This is a genomic window from Niallia sp. Kr1, from assembly GCF_050389805.1.
Lineage (GTDB): Bacteria > Bacillota > Bacilli > Bacillales > Cytobacillaceae > Bacillus_BD.
On the sequence record NZ_CP130945.1, the window covers coordinates 1373528 to 1388263 of the forward strand.

At 37.1% G+C, this 14736-nt stretch carries 12 protein-coding genes and 1 riboswitch; of the genes, 10 read left to right on the plus strand and 2 right to left on the minus strand.

The features are described 5' to 3' along the window. Positions 1-34: 34 nt before the first annotated feature. Both Q5760_RS06855 and Q5760_RS06860 read left to right on the plus strand, forming a co-directional pair. A complete protein-coding gene (locus Q5760_RS06855; RefSeq protein ID WP_428911456.1) occupies positions 35-2077 on the plus strand; it encodes a molybdopterin oxidoreductase family protein in 2043 nt (680 codons plus the stop codon). 376 nt (positions 2078-2453) lie between these two features. Continuing rightward, positions 2454-2618, plus strand: a complete 165-nt coding sequence (locus Q5760_RS06860; protein ID WP_428911457.1) for a hypothetical protein — start codon at positions 2454-2456, stop codon at positions 2616-2618. 73 nt (positions 2619-2691) lie between these two features. On the opposite strand, the gene Q5760_RS06865 is transcribed toward Q5760_RS06860, so the two are convergent. Then, the gene (locus Q5760_RS06865; RefSeq protein ID WP_428911458.1) at positions 2692-3576 is read right to left on the minus strand and encodes a LysR family transcriptional regulator; all 885 of its coding nucleotides are present in this window, start codon (positions 3574-3576) and stop codon (positions 2692-2694) included. Positions 3577-3799: 223 nt separating this feature from the next. Here Q5760_RS06865 and Q5760_RS06870 point away from each other — a divergent pair, with 223 nt between their 5' ends. The 4 genes from Q5760_RS06870 to Q5760_RS06885 all read left to right on the plus strand — a co-directional run bounded on the left by Q5760_RS06870 (position 3800) and on the right by Q5760_RS06885 (position 9626). Then, a complete protein-coding gene (locus Q5760_RS06870; protein ID WP_428911459.1) occupies positions 3800-5647 on the plus strand; it encodes an assimilatory sulfite reductase (NADPH) flavoprotein subunit in 1848 nt (615 codons plus the stop codon). Positions 5648-5742: 95 nt separating this feature from the next. Continuing rightward, complete coding sequence (cysI, locus tag Q5760_RS06875; protein ID WP_428911460.1) at positions 5743-7461, plus strand: assimilatory sulfite reductase (NADPH) hemoprotein subunit; 1719 nt, start codon at positions 5743-5745, stop codon at positions 7459-7461. 159 nt (positions 7462-7620) lie between these two features. Beyond that, positions 7621-8406, plus strand: coding sequence for a Cof-type HAD-IIB family hydrolase (locus Q5760_RS06880; protein WP_428911461.1), 786 nt, complete (start codon positions 7621-7623; stop codon positions 8404-8406). 314 nt (positions 8407-8720) lie between these two features. After that, a complete protein-coding gene (locus Q5760_RS06885; RefSeq protein ID WP_428911462.1) occupies positions 8721-9626 on the plus strand; it encodes a sulfite exporter TauE/SafE family protein in 906 nt (301 codons plus the stop codon). A gap of 63 nt (positions 9627-9689) precedes the next feature. Here the strand turns inward: Q5760_RS06885 and Q5760_RS06890 are convergent, their stop codons facing one another. Beyond that, positions 9690-10154, minus strand: coding sequence for a DUF4231 domain-containing protein (locus Q5760_RS06890; protein ID WP_428911463.1), 465 nt, complete (start codon positions 10152-10154; stop codon positions 9690-9692). Positions 10155-10317: 163 nt separating this feature from the next. Then, a riboswitch (Lysine riboswitch) is annotated at positions 10318-10503 on the plus strand. A gap of 158 nt (positions 10504-10661) precedes the next feature. Here Q5760_RS06890 and Q5760_RS06895 point away from each other — a divergent pair. From Q5760_RS06895 to Q5760_RS06910, 4 genes are all read left to right on the plus strand, one after another. Then, the gene (locus Q5760_RS06895; protein ID WP_428911464.1) at positions 10662-11498 is read left to right on the plus strand and encodes a transporter substrate-binding domain-containing protein; all 837 of its coding nucleotides are present in this window, start codon (positions 10662-10664) and stop codon (positions 11496-11498) included. Between the two features lie 98 nt (positions 11499-11596). Continuing rightward, complete coding sequence (locus Q5760_RS06900) at positions 11597-12391, plus strand: amino acid ABC transporter permease (RefSeq protein WP_428911465.1); 795 nt, start codon at positions 11597-11599, stop codon at positions 12389-12391. Then, a complete protein-coding gene (locus Q5760_RS06905; protein ID WP_428911466.1) occupies positions 12392-13132 on the plus strand; it encodes an amino acid ABC transporter ATP-binding protein in 741 nt (246 codons plus the stop codon). 209 nt (positions 13133-13341) lie between these two features. After that, complete coding sequence (locus Q5760_RS06910) at positions 13342-14535, plus strand: MalY/PatB family protein (protein WP_428911467.1); 1194 nt, start codon at positions 13342-13344, stop codon at positions 14533-14535. The last annotated feature ends 201 nt before the right edge of the window (positions 14536-14736 follow it).

The window sequence follows — 14736 nt, forward strand, 5'->3', positions numbered from 1 at the left end:
AAATAGTAAACTGTTAGTAAAGGAGTGTCTGTCCTTGTCATCATATATCGATCAAAAAAATGGAGTATTTCCTTCCGTCTGTTCATTGGACTGTCCTGATCAATGTGGTTTGCTTGTCACGAAAAAGGATGGGAAAATCGTCAAAATTGAAGGAGATCCCAATCATCCTGTAACCCAAGGGAATATTTGCAATAAGGTTCGGAACATGCCAGCTAGATTATACGATGAAAATCGGTTGCAATATCCATTAAAACGAATAGGCGCCAAAGGAGAAGGGAAGTTTACACGAATTAGCTGGGATGAAGCGATTGAAACGATTACGTCCCAATGGAAGGAAAGAATGGAAAAGGATGGTCCAGAAAGTATTCTCCCCTATAGTTTTTACGGGAATATGGGCAATTTAACAGCAGAAGGTATGGATCGGCGCTTTTTTAACCGATTAGGTTCTTCTCAATTAGACCGGACGATCTGTTCGACTGCAGGAGGTAAGGGGTACAGATATACAATGGGAGCAGCCCTTGGTACCGACCCGGAGGATACCATTCACTCCAAACTGATTATTTTTTGGGGCATTAATGCGGTTAGTACAAATATGCATCAAGTGGCTTTAGCTCAGAAAGCCCGCAAAAATGGGGCGAAAATCATCGTCATTGATGTGCACAAAAATCAAACCGGACGATTCGCTGATTGGTTTATTCCGATTTTACCAGGGACGGATAGTGCTCTCGCTTTAGGAATGATGCATATTCTATTTGCAGAAAACAAAGTAAATGATTCATTTTTAAAAGACTATACGGTTGGGTATGAACAATTGAGGGAGCATGTGCTTCAATATGATCCAGAAACCGTTTCGTCCATTACGGGTGTCCCTGTAGAAGATATTTATAAATTGGCACGTATGTATGGAGATATTTCTCCGTCTTTTATACGGATTGGAAATGGTCCACAACATCATGATAATGGAGGCATGTTCGTCCGAACGATTTCTTGTCTACCGGCACTTACTGGTCAGTGGCTGTTAAAAGGCGGGGGGGCTATTAAAGGGAATTCCGGTTATTTGGCTCATCATGCTGGTCGACTACAACGACCGAATCTATTGAAAAACAAAAAGACTCGTGTCATTAATATGAATGTCATAGGTGAGGCTTTATTATCTGCTGATCCTCCTATTAAATCTCTTTTCATTTATAGTTCGAATCCTGCAGTGGTCGCTCCTAACGTCGAAAAGGTAAGAAAAGGACTTGCAAGAGATGATTTATTTACCGTCGTACATGATTTATTTTTAACGGAAACGGCGAGGTTCGCTGACATTGTACTACCTGCTACTTCCTCCTATGAAAATATGGATTTTTATGCTTCTTATTGGCATCATTATATGCAAATACAACAGCCTATTGTTAAGCCTTATGGAGAGTCGAAATCGAATGTGGAAGTGTTTAGATTGCTGGCTAATGCGATGGGATTTGATGAGCCTGATTTTAAAGAAACAGAAGAAGAGATGATTGCAGATGCCCTAAATAACCCATGCAATCCATATTTAGAAGGAATAACGTTAGATTCGTTGCTAGAAAAGCAGTATGTGAAGGCAAAGGTAACACCTTTATTTCCTGGTAAATTAAAAACACCAAGTGGGAAAATTGAATTGTATTCAAAGAAAATGGAGAAAGTAGGCTATCCTCCATTACCAACTTATATTCCGCTGGAAGATGATGGTGACTATCCATTACAATTTATTCCAGCACCGAATCATAACTTTTTAAATTCTACTTTTGCGATAAATAGCAAACACCAGACCCTTGAAAAGGAACCGAAACTATTTATGAATGCCGAGGATGCTTTAAATAGAGGAGTCGAAGATGGTGATAGGGTCAAGGTATGGAATGACCGTGGAGAATGTGTATTAAAGGTGTCTGTGGGAGAAACCGTTCTTCCAGGAGTTGTTGCCACTCAGGGGCTTTGGGAAGACCCTGAGGGAAAAAGGCAATTAGTGAATTCCTTAACCCCTGATCGGATTGCTGACATGGGCGGAGGTGCAACCTTCTTCTCAGGACGAGTAGAAGTTAAGAAAATAAATTAATCATAAAAAAGGTCAGTTCCTTGCTTTAAGGGGAACTGACCTTTTATACTTCATACAACAGTTGTTATGCCAAATATCAGAGAATTGAGTTTTTGACAATTTTGTGAACTTTTGAACTGTAATGGATAAAGCTGGTAAAGAAAATCAATATAAAAATGTCATATTTAGTATTTATTTATAAATAAATAACACTAAATATTGAATTTTATGTAATTGCGGGTTTGGGTTAATGGAAAAACACTTGGTTATGAGGTTTATATTAAAAAAGTAAATTGTATGATAAAATTGAATTATAGGAATAGTATAATGCTTCAATGATTACATTCAGGTTAGTATGATTGATCATCTAAAACAATGTAAAAGGAGTGCGAATCAAATGGGTGAAGAACGTTTGATTATAAAAGTACTTAATAATGAGTTAAGTATCAAAAGAGCACAGAAAGAAGCACTCAAGGCTAAGAAAAAAGGGCAACAATATGCATTTGATTTAAGAGATATTAAAGATCGTGAAATCAAAAAAGATTTTTATATGTATTTATGACCAAAACGAAACCCCCATTTCACTACACGAATGGGGATTTTTTGGCAAAAAGTTAGGTATGAAATGTTTTCAGCTAAGTGTTGGTACCTGTTAGATAGTTAATAAAAATATTGACGTTCTTCTTGTCTTTCATAATCGGGGAGAATACATAGGATAAAGTTCTTGAAAAGGCTAGCTCTTTCAATTGAATAATTGTGAGATTTCCATGTTGAAGATCTCTCTTTATCACACTTTCAGAAAGAAGACTTAGCCCATATCCGTTTATTAGAATCTCCTTTATCCCTTGGTTGCTACTAATTGTTAAAAGGGATTTTAGTTTTAAACCATTCACACTCATGACATGATTAAAATATTCTCTTGTCCCTGATCCATCCTCCCTTGTGACCCATACTTGATTTTGAAGATCAGAAATAGTCACTTTCTTTTTTTGTGCTAAAGGATGATGAGGGGAGGCAGCGATAAACAATTCATCCTTCATAAAGGCATTAACAGAAATATTTTTATCATTCGTTTGTCCTTCAATTAATCCGATATCGACTTCCAAAACCCTCACCAGTTCAACTATTTCTTCCGTATTTCCAATCACAACATGGATTTCCAATTCTGGGAAATCAGTTTGTAATTGAATTAATAATGAGGGGAGGATATATTCACCAATGGTAAAGCTTGCGCCAATTTTCAACTCCCCTTTAATTAATTGATGGTGCTCAAGGATTTCTTGTTTTGTTTGTTCGTAAATCGTGATGATTTGCTTGGCACGATCATACAATAAATCGCCTGTCGGTGTAATCTTTAATGATTTTGGTGACCGTTCAATTAAAGTTGTTTGAAATTCTCTCTCCAAATTTTTTATATGGAGGCTCACATTTGGCTGCGACATACTGAGTATTTCAGCGGTTTTTGTGAAGTTTTTAACTTCAACAAGGGTAATAAAGGTTTTAAGTGCATCGTAGTACACGACCAAACCTCCTTTTTATTATTAGAAATCCTTATGGTAACGATAAATAATATATATTTTACTAATGATCTTTCGTTTGGTAAAGTTTTTATAGTCATATTAGATAAAATGAAAAAAATATAATTCCTACTTGACTTATATGATTAGTGAACATATGATTATAGTAAATTATAATTCTTTTTAAAACGTATTATATTAGTAAACATTTGAGAGGTGGATATCGTTGCAACTTCAAGTCATGAACAGTCCGTTTAATCAGGAACAAGCAGATCTTTTAAACCGTCTCCTGCCTACGTTGACCGAAACACAAAAAATTTGGCTTTGTGGATACTTAGCATCAGCAAAAGTAGAGTCGTCCGCAGCATCCTATTCGGCAGCTGCGCTAGAAACCAAATCGGCACCTGTAGCACAGGAATCAGCCCAACCAGTTACTGAATCTTTTTCAAAAGATGTGACGATTCTTTATGGTTCTCAAACAGGGAATGCACAAGGGATTGCGGAAAAAGCGAAGAAAACATTAGCTAGTCAAGGTTTTAATGTAACTGTATCAGCTATGAGTGATTTTAAACCGAATAATGTGAAAAAACTTCAGAATCTTCTTATCGTTGTTAGTACACATGGTGAAGGTGAGCCACCGGATAATGCGATTACATTCTATGAGTTTCTACATGGAAAACGTGCACCAAAGCTTGATGATTTGCGTTATTCCGTGCTTTCTCTTGGAGATAGTTCTTATGAATTTTTCTGTCAGACTGGAAAAGATTTTGATAAGAAATTAGAAGAACTAGGTGGAACGCGGATTCACCCAAGAGTCGATTGTGATCTTGATTATGATGAGCCAGCCTCAGCATGGGTAGAGGGGGTTCTTACTGCATTACCAGGAGAGCAAAGCGCTGAACCTGCAACTACATCAGCAGTACATGCTACAGCAAACTCAGTTGAAACAGAAGTTGTTTATTCTCGAAAAAATCCTTTTTATGCAGAAGTATTTGAAAATATCAATTTAAATGGTCGTGGTTCTAATAAAGAAACTCGTCATCTGGAAATTTCACTTGAAGGGTCAGGATTGACGTATCAACCAGGTGATGCACTTGGTATCGTTCCAACAAACGATCCAGATCTTGTGGGAGAATTAGTCAAAGAATTGCCTTGGAACCCAGATGAGAGTGTTGTCGTTGACAATGGGGGGCAGAATTTGTCCTTTAAAGAATCCTTAACTTCTTATTTTGAAATCACTGTTTTAACAAAAGGATTAGTGAAAAAGGTTGGAGAACAATCGACGAATAAAGAATTACAGGAACTCATTAATGATGAAGAAAAATTAAAAGAATATATCGATGGAAGAGATCTAATTGATTTGGTTCGTGATTTTGGACCGTGGGGAAGTTCTGCGCAAGAATTTGTTTCTGTACTTAGAAAAATTCCTACACGATTATACTCCATTGCTAGCAGCTTAGAGGCAAATCCTGAGGAAGTTCATCTAACCATTGGGGTTGTAAACTATGAGGCGCATGGTCGTGAACGTAAAGGAGTTTGTTCAAACTTAGCAGCAGGACTAGAGCCTGGTGATAAATTGCCGATATATGTACACCCGAACACAAACTTTAGATTGCCTGAAAATCCTGATACACCAATTATTATGGTTGGACCTGGAACAGGTGTCGCACCATTCCGTGCTTTCATGCAGGAACGTGAAGAAATTGGTGCAACTGGTAAATCATGGATGTTCTTTGGTGATCAGCATTTTGTAACAGATTTTCTTTATCAAACAGAATGGCAAAAATGGTTAAAAGATGGCGTGTTAACGAAAATGGATGTTGCTTTTTCACGTGATACCGAACAAAAGGTATATGTGCAGCATCGCATGTTAGAGAATAGTAAAGAATTATTTCAATGGATACAAGAAGGCGCTGTATTTTATGTTTGTGGTGATAAAGACCGAATGGCTAAAGATGTCCAGAATACTTTGATTGAGATCATTGAAAAAGAAGGAAATCTTAGTCACGAACAAGCTGAAGAATATTTGTCTAACTTAAGAAATGAAAAACGCTATTTACGGGATGTATATTGATCTAGAGGTTAGAAATTAGAGGTTATGCAGTTTCTACCCAATAATGTATTAGTTGCAGAGGGAAGATAGCTTTAGTTTGAAAGGAGTTTTCTAAGATGGCAACAACTAAAATTTTAACAGCCCCTGAAGGTCCGCCAAGTGATGTTGAACGTATAAAAGAAGAAAGTGATTATTTACGTGGTTCACTAAAAGAATCAATGGCAGAAAGATTAAGTTCAGGGATTCCTGATGATGATAATCGTTTGATGAAACACCACGGAAGTTATTTGCAGGATGATCGAGATCTTCGTAATGAACGACAAAAACAAAAGCTAGAGCCAGCTTATCAATTCATGTTACGTGTACGACTTCCGGGAGGAGTCGCGACTCCAAAGCAATGGCTTACTTTAGATGAAGTATCGGATACTTATGGAAATGGTACATTGAAATTAACAACTCGTGAAACTTGGCAAATGCACGGAATTCTTAAATGGAATATGAAAAATACCATTCAAGAACTAGACAAAGTCATGTTAGATACGATTGCGGCTTGTGGTGATGTGAATCGTAACGTTATGTGTTCATCTAATCCACATCAATCAGATGTACATGCTGAAATTTATGAATGGTCTAAGAAATTAAGTGAACATTTATTGCCACGTACAAGAGCCTATTATGAAATTTGGTTAGATGAGGAAAAAGTAGCTGGTTCACCTGAAGAAGAAGTGGAACCAATCTATGGACCACTATACTTACCTCGTAAGTTTAAAATTGGAGTTGCCGTTCCTCCAAATAATGATATTGATATTTTTTCACAAGATTTAGGGTTTATTGCCATTATTGAAGATGAGCAATTAATTGGATTTAACGTTTCAATCGGCGGTGGAATGGGAAGTACCCATGGTGATAAAGCAACGTATCCACAACTAGGTAAAGTGATTGGATTTGTCACACCAGATAAAATTCTAGATTTAGCTGAAAAAGTAGTGACCATTCAACGCGACTATGGGAACCGTTCCGTTCGTAAAAATGCCCGTTTTAAATATACAGTTGACCGATTAGGTCTTGAAACGGTGAAAGAAGAATTGGAACGACGCTTAGGCTGGGAACTTGATGAGGCAAAATCATTTAATTTCGATACCAATAATGACCGATATGGCTGGGTGAAAGGATTAAAAGGCAAATGGAATTTCACTCTATATATACAAAATGGTCGGGTCGCAGATTATGATGACTATAAACTAAAAACAGGACTTAGGGAGATTGCGAAAGTTCATACAGGTGAATTCCGTATGACAGGAAATCAAAATGTGATCATTGCTAACGTGTCTAGTCAGAAAAAGAAAAAAATCGAAGCCATTATCGAACAATATGGTTTAACAGATGGTAAGCATATATCTGCACTTCGACGTAGTTCCTTAGCTTGTGTAGCACTCCCAACTTGTGGATTGGCAATGGCGGAAGCAGAGAGATATTTACCAGTTCTTATCGATAAAATCGAAGAAATCATTGACGAAAATGGTCTTCGTGATAAAGAAATTAATATACGTATGACGGGATGTCCGAATGGATGTGCTCGACCTGGTTTAGGAGAAATTGCCTTCATGGGTAAGGCTCCTGGAAAATATAATATGTACTTAGGTGCAGCTCATAACGGAACACGTCTAAATAAAATGTATCGTGAAAATATAGGAGAAGATGAAATCCTAAATGAACTTAAAGTCATCCTTCCTCGCTATGCAAAAGAGCGTGAAGAAGGCGAGCATTTTGGAGATTATGTGATCCGAGCAGGCATCATTAAAGCAACAACAGATGGAACGAATTTTCATGATTAATAGATAAATAAGTGAGAAACGCATATATCAAGGATATGTGCGTTTCTTTTCGTCTCGAGAAGGTTGTTGATCATTTTGCTAAGATTACATTCAATCGTACGATCATGTATAATGATTGAAGTGAGTTACAATTAAAAGTAAGTTTGAAAGGGGACAGAAATGAATTACAAAGTTGTGTTTCTTGATATCGACGGAACGATTTTAATGCCTGATCATACATACTCCCCCTCAACGAAAGATGCGATTGATCAATTAAAAAAACAAGGGATTGAGGTTTTTATTGCAACAGGAAGACCGCTTCATGAAGTGAAATGGTTAGGTGATGAATTGAATATAAGCTCGTATATTGGGTATAACGGAGCTTTAGCACTCTATCGAAACGAGACGATCGTAAATGAACCAATGAATCGCTCTCTCGTTGAAAATTTTGTACGAATTGCTAAAGAGCACGACCATGAAATCATCTTGTTTTCAAATGAAAAAAATTATGTAACCACTTTGGACCGTCCAGTGATGCAAACGTTTATCGATACCTTTCAATTAAAAAATAATGAATGGTTGACAGAGGATGTATTGGATCAAATATTAAGTATCTCGGTCATTAACTGTAAACAAGAGGACAGGGTTCATTATCAGATAGATGAAAATTTGCGTCTTTCAGACATAAATGTTCATGGGATAAAGGATTCATTTGATGTGATCCGGGTTCACGTTAATAAAGGTGAGGCAGTGAAAAAAGTTCTGCAACGATTAAATATAAAAACAGAAGAATGTATCGCATTTGGAGACGGAATGAATGATAAAGAAATGCTTCAAACTGCTGGCGAGGGATTTGCCATGGGAAATTCCCACCCTAACCTTATTCCATATGCAAAACATCTCACCACAAACGTAACTGATTCCGGTATCTATAACGGACTAAAAACATTAGGGCTCGTAAAATAAAAAAGGGTGACAGGCACCTTCCAGTTTTTGGAAGGTGCCTGTCACCTTTTTCAGTATGATTAGGCGGTAGTGACAGGTACCCATTTATATGCGGTTCCATATGATAAATAGGAAAAATATCTTGGATAGAGAGGTAGTTTGATAAATAGTAAGAATTTAGTTAAATATAAGTTGACTGGTAGGAATAATATGGATTAAAATAGTAAATATACAGAAAAGTTTATATCCAGAATAGCACTGATCGGTCAACCGAAGGTCTATATCCGCGATAACAAAAGTTTGATGGATATTAAGAAGTCTTTAGGAGGATTTTCGTGAAAAAGTTATTAGTCTTTGCGTTTATTGGTTTTCTAGCTCAGTTGATCGATGGTGCATTAGGAATGGCATATGGTGTTACGTCTTCCTCGTTGTTATTAACATTTGGTATCGCTCCTGCAGTTGCCTCAGCTTCTGTACACTTATCTGAAGTGGTCACTACTGCTGCATCAGGGGTATCTCACGTTAAATTTGGCAATGTTGATAAAAAATTAGTGTATCAACTGATTATACCAGGCTCTATAGGGGCGTTTTTGGGTGCCACTTTTTTAAGTAACATCCCAGGAGAATTGGCCAGACCCTATGTATCGATTTTTCTATTAGTATTAGGGATATACGTATTGTTTCGATTTTTATTTAATAAAAGACCTATGGTAGAAAATAAAACAACAAATGTACCGAAAAAACAATCCATCCCACTAGGTTTTATTGCCGGATTTATGGATGCTACAGGTGGAGGAGGCTGGGGTCCAATTGCTACACCTGTTCTTATGAGTAAAAAAGGCATGAGTGCTAGAAAAGTGGTCGGAACGGTTGATACAAGTGAATTTGCGATTGCGGTATCCGCTTCATTAGGCTTTTTCATTTCGTTAGGTTGGTCTCAAGTCAATTGGTTATGGGTAACAGCTCTTATTATTGGCGGTGTCATAGCTGCGCCGATTGCCGCATGGCTTGTCCAAAAGCTTCACCCACAGTTAATGGGTGTGTTAGTCGGTGGTTTTATTATTTTCGTGAACTCGAGAACGTTGTTTACGACATGGATAGATGATGCATCTATATATCCTTATTTATATGTGCTTATTTTTATAGGTTGGTTTGCAGCCGTTGCTTATACCGTAACGAAACTGTATCGAAGTGAATCATCAACAAAAGCAATGAAGCAAGCTAATATGATGAGAGATTAAATGAATACCCCCATTTTGACAGCTTGTAGTCAAAATGGGGGTATTCGTTAAGAGTGTTTCGCTTCAATCGCTTTTTTCTGCCAAAATTTGATCTTCTTTTATATGGGTCCACATTCGTACATCCTCTGAACAGATTCTTTGGAGCCGATTTTTAAACTCCGCAAGGGCCTCAGGCGATAGATTCTCCTCTAATTCACCTGCTGTATAAAATTCCACATCACGCTTCAATTCTCTTAAACTCGTTAATGTTTTTACATCTTTTACCCAAAGACCTCTATGATTATAAAAGCCCTCAATTCCATTAAACATTGTAATCAGGGCAGATAATATGAGGGTTATATCGGCTAATATATCCAAGTCGCCTATACTTTTGAGTCCTAATAAAATCGTAACAATGGCAGACCCTACAATGGAGAATAATTTTAAACGATAGGCCTTCTTTTTATGACGACTTCTTCTTTTTTCAAACAAAATGATCGTTCGATTGATATCCCTTAATAAGAGTTCAAGCTTTATCTGTCCTTTCATGTTGTATCACCTCTGTAAAAGACTTTTTATACATGGTTAAAATGAGTACCAAAGATGATCATTCAGGATAATATTGGCATTATATGAATCTAGTTCTGATTTATTGACAACATAGAATTGATATTGTAGTATAGGAAATAATTAAATACGACCTCACTTTAGGAAGTGGGGTAGAGGCGCGGTATTTAACAGTCTTTAGTGGAGCTTGAGAATGCTTTGAAGCTATTGAGAAGGAAATATCGCCGAAGCTTGTAATACTTCTCATTATTACTTGCTGGGTCTGCAGTTAATAGCTGTAGGACTGTCTCTAGTAAGTGATCCAGCTTACTTGAGGTGTGCTATCTCATGCGGGATAAAGAGAGGGAATATGGATACCTATACATACTAGGACCTGAGACCATCTCAGGTCCTTTTCTATTTTTTTAGGTATCCGTTAAAGGTCAATCGTTTTTGTATCTGCATGCTAATCAAGTAATGTTAAATAAAAACAAAGGGGAGTTAACGTAAATGAAGAATAAACTATTTTTATTAGTTGCTATGGCCATAACAGCTATGGTGGTGTTAGCCGCATGTGGTTCTGACAACTCAAATGAAGGAACTGGATCAGCTGACAATACGTTTACAGTAGGTCTTGAAGCAGGATACCCTCCATTTAACTGGACACAAATGGATGATTCAAATGGAGCGGTGAAAATTGAAGGACAGGCCGAATATGCTGGCGGATATGATGTGGAGATCGCTAAGAAAATTGCTGAAGGATTAGGAAAAGAATTAGTTGTTGTCAAAACAGAATGGGATGGACTAGTCCCTGCTTTAACATCTGGAAAGATTGACGCGATTATTGCAGGGATGTCACCAACTGCTGAGCGTAAGGAAACGATTGACTTTACAGATAACTACTATAAATCAGATCTTGTGATGGTCGTGAAAAAAGGTGGAAAATATGAAAATGCTACTTCGATTCAAGACTTTAGTGGAGCAAAAATTTCAGCTCAATTAAATACATTCCACTATTCTGTCATTGATCAAATACAAGGTGTTCAAAAGCAGCCGGCAATGGATAATTTCACAGCCATGAGGGTGGCACTAGAATCAGGTGTGATTGATGGCTATGTATCAGAACGTCCTGAAGCGATTAGTGCCTCTGCGGCCAATGAAAATTTCGCAATGGTTGAATTTACCGAAGGCTTTGAAACGTCTGATGATGATACAGCAATTGCAGTTGGAGTAGAGAAAGGTAGCGAATTAACTGAAAAGATTAATGAAATCCTAGCTGGTATTTCAGAAGAAGAACAAACAGAAATTATGGATACTGCGATTAAAAATCAACCAGCAGCTAATTAATTTATGTAATGTAATAGACCGATTGCATGATATATGCAGTCGGTCTTGTGATGTAAGGGATTATACTAAAAATTAAAACTATAAGGAGGGCGAAAAACATGAGTTTTGAATGGATGATGAGAATTATTGTTGAAAACTGGCCGATGTTCCTACGCGGTGCGGGGATGACCCTATTAATCTCGATTGTTGGTACGGTTGTCGGTTCCATTATCGGACTACTTGTTGGAGTGATCAGAACCATTCCTATGCCAGAACAAGGAGCAAAAAGAAAGCTATTAAAAGTGATTAATGCCATTCTATCTATTTATATTGAGTTTTTCCGTGGTACCCCGATGATTGTACAAGCGATGGTGATTTTTTATGGATCCGCGATGGCTTTTGGAGTAGATATGGATCGAACCGTTGCAGCAATCTTCATTGTATCTATTAATACGGGAGCTTATATGTCAGAAATTGTACGTGGTGGGATTGTGTCAATTGATAAGGGTCAATTTGAAGCCGCACATGCCATCGGGATGAATCACATTCAAACGATGTTCAATGTTGTTTTACCACAGGCAATTCGTAATATTTTACCTGCAACAGGAAATGAATTTGTTATAAATATTAAGGATACATCTGTACTGAACGTGATTTCGGTATCAGAACTATTTTTCCAAACGAAGTCGATTGCCGGAAACAACTTCCGCTATTTCGAGTCATTCTTTGTCGCAAGTTTCCTCTATTTAATAATGACATTTACCGTAACAAGAATTTTGCGCTATGTTGAAAGAAAAATGGATGGACCAGAAAATTATGATATGATCATGATGGGAAATCAAATGCAAGTAGCAACACCAGATGATATTGCTAATAAAACAGGTAATCCATTACAGAAAAGGAGGGGGAAATAAATGGATTCGGTCATTGAAGTTCAACATCTAAGGAAATCTTTTGGTACCCGTGAAGTGCTAAAAGACATCGATTTTTCTGTAAAAAAAGGTGAAGTGGTCTGTATCATTGGTTCCTCTGGTTCTGGAAAATCTACCCTTCTTCGCTGTATTAATTTATTGGAAAAGCCAAGTGGTGGGCAAATTATTTATCATGGCGAAAATATTTTAGATGATAAACATGATGTAAACGCCTATCGAACAAAACTAGGAATGGTATTCCAACAATTTAATTTGTTTAATAATCATAATGTTTTAGGGAATTGTGTAGTTGGACAAGTTAAAGTGTTAAAACGTACAAAAGAAGAAGCTGAAAAGATTGCGATGAAATATTTAAAGGTCGTTGGCATGGATGGATTTATTCACGCAAAGCCAAAGCAACTATCAGGAGGTCAAAAGCAACGTGTTGCGATTGCTCGAGCACTCTCCATGGAGCCTGATGTGATGCTTTTTGATGAGCCAACTTCAGCGCTTGATCCAGAAATGGTTGAGGAAGTATTAAAGGTTATGAAACAACTGGCTGATTCGGGTTTGACGATGTTAATTGTTACCCATGAAATGGGATTTGCAAAAGAAGTTTCGGATCGAGTTGTTTTTATGGATAAAGGGGTTATTGCCGAAGAAGGACCTCCCCAGCAAATCTTTGAGAATCCAGTTCAGGAAAGAACGAAAGAGTTTCTAAAGAGAACATTAAAAAATATTTAACGGACAGTTTTCGCTGTTCGTTTTTTTATTGTCTAAAAATGAAGGATGAATCATCGGGCAAGGATACAAAGCTAATGCGTAATATCTCAAGGGTGTCAGGCACCTTCCAGAAATTGGAATATAACTGACGCTCAACTAGTTTCTTTTTGTTTATTTTGTTAAACTTAATAATGAAGGAATTTATTCGAGAGAAATAAGAGGTGATTTGCATGAAATATAATTTTGATGAGATTGTTAATCGCAGAGGTACGAATTCTGTGAAATGGGATGGCGGAAAATACATAAAGGCTGCGGGAATAACTGAACGTTATGACGATGAAACCATTCCGCTTTTTACCGCTGATATGGATTTGCCAGTGCCACAACCAGTCATTGATGCTTTACATAAAACTGTGGATCACCGAATTTTCGGCTATTCTATATTTCCAGACGAGTATTATGAAGCCATTCAGAATTGGTTTAAGAGAAGACATGAATGGGATATTAAAAAGGAGGAAATCGTTTATTGCCCAGGTACAGTATATGCTACGTATGTAGCTGTTAGGGCTTTAACACAGCCAGGAGATGGGGTTATGATTCAACGACCTGTCTATCCTCCATTTACAAAAGCGATCGTTGAGAATGATCGTCAAGTCGTTAATAATCCCCTCATTTACGATAAGGAAAGTGGCTATTATTCCATTGATTTTGATGACTTTGAACGAAAAGCAAAAGATGAAAATACAAAGCTGTTTATTTTATGCAATCCACATAATCCAACGGGACGAATTTTTAAACCAGAAGAACTAAAACGATTATCAAAGATTTGCGCGGAAAATAATGTGATCATCGTTGCTGACGAGATTCATGGTGATTTAATTAGAAGAAATCAAACGTTTGAACCGATTGCAAAAGTTGCTGACCAAAAGGACCATATTATTACCTTTACTGCAGTAAACAAAACCTTTAATTTAGCTGGTTTGCATACGACAAATGCAGTTATTTCAAATCCAGAACTTCGAAAAACTTTCAGTAATCATATCGATGTCAAGTCTGCGATGCCATTTGCGATATCTGCTTTAATTGCTGCATACAATGAAGGAGAAGAGTGGTTGGAGCAATTATTAGAATATCTTGATGGAACAATGGAATGGGTTATCGGGTTTTTAGCTGAAAAAATGCCTAAGGTAAAAGTTGTAATTCCAGAAGGGACTTATGTCATGTGGATGGACTTTAGTGGATATGGCATTTCACCAAAAGAAGTGCATGATCGGATTTATAATAAAGCGAATGTTCTCCTGCAGGACGGTCAAATGTTTGGAGAAGAAGGGCGAGATTTCCAACGTATTTGTATCCCATCACCAAGACCGATAATTAAAGAAGCATTTGAGAAAATTGCAAAAGAATTTGAAGACTTGAATTAAGAAATTACCTCTTTTCCTTATATTTGGAAAAGGGGTTTTTGGTTATAAGCGCTCACCGTGTTAAATACTGAGATTGTAACGGTTTACAGAAGAAAATGTCTTTTTTTATTCCTTAACTTTTTTATTGCTAAAATGATAATAGAGGTATAGAATAGGTTTTGCTGCAAATTTTAGGATCAAATCGGTCGTGGATGTTGTTGC

Bases quoted from the DNA above. Each gene is read 5' to 3' on its own strand.
- Q5760_RS06910 (WP_428911467.1), top strand. From the start codon at position 13,342: ATGAAATATAATTTTGATGAGATTGTTAATCGCAGAGGTACGAATTCT.
- Q5760_RS06905 (WP_428911466.1), top strand. From the start codon at position 12,392: ATGGATTCGGTCATTGAAGTTCAACATCTAAGGAAATCTTTTGGTACC.
- Q5760_RS06895 (WP_428911464.1), top strand. From the start codon at position 10,662: ATGAAGAATAAACTATTTTTATTAGTTGCTATGGCCATAACAGCTATG.
- Q5760_RS06900 (WP_428911465.1), top strand. From the start codon at position 11,597: ATGAGTTTTGAATGGATGATGAGAATTATTGTTGAAAACTGGCCGATG.
- Q5760_RS06860 (WP_428911457.1), top strand. From the start codon at position 2,454: ATGGGTGAAGAACGTTTGATTATAAAAGTACTTAATAATGAGTTAAGT.
- Q5760_RS06880 (WP_428911461.1), top strand. From the start codon at position 7,621: ATGAATTACAAAGTTGTGTTTCTTGATATCGACGGAACGATTTTAATG.
- cysI (WP_428911460.1), top strand. From the start codon at position 5,743: ATGGCAACAACTAAAATTTTAACAGCCCCTGAAGGTCCGCCAAGTGAT.
- Q5760_RS06890 (WP_428911463.1), bottom strand. From the start codon at position 10,154: ATGAAAGGACAGATAAAGCTTGAACTCTTATTAAGGGATATCAATCGA.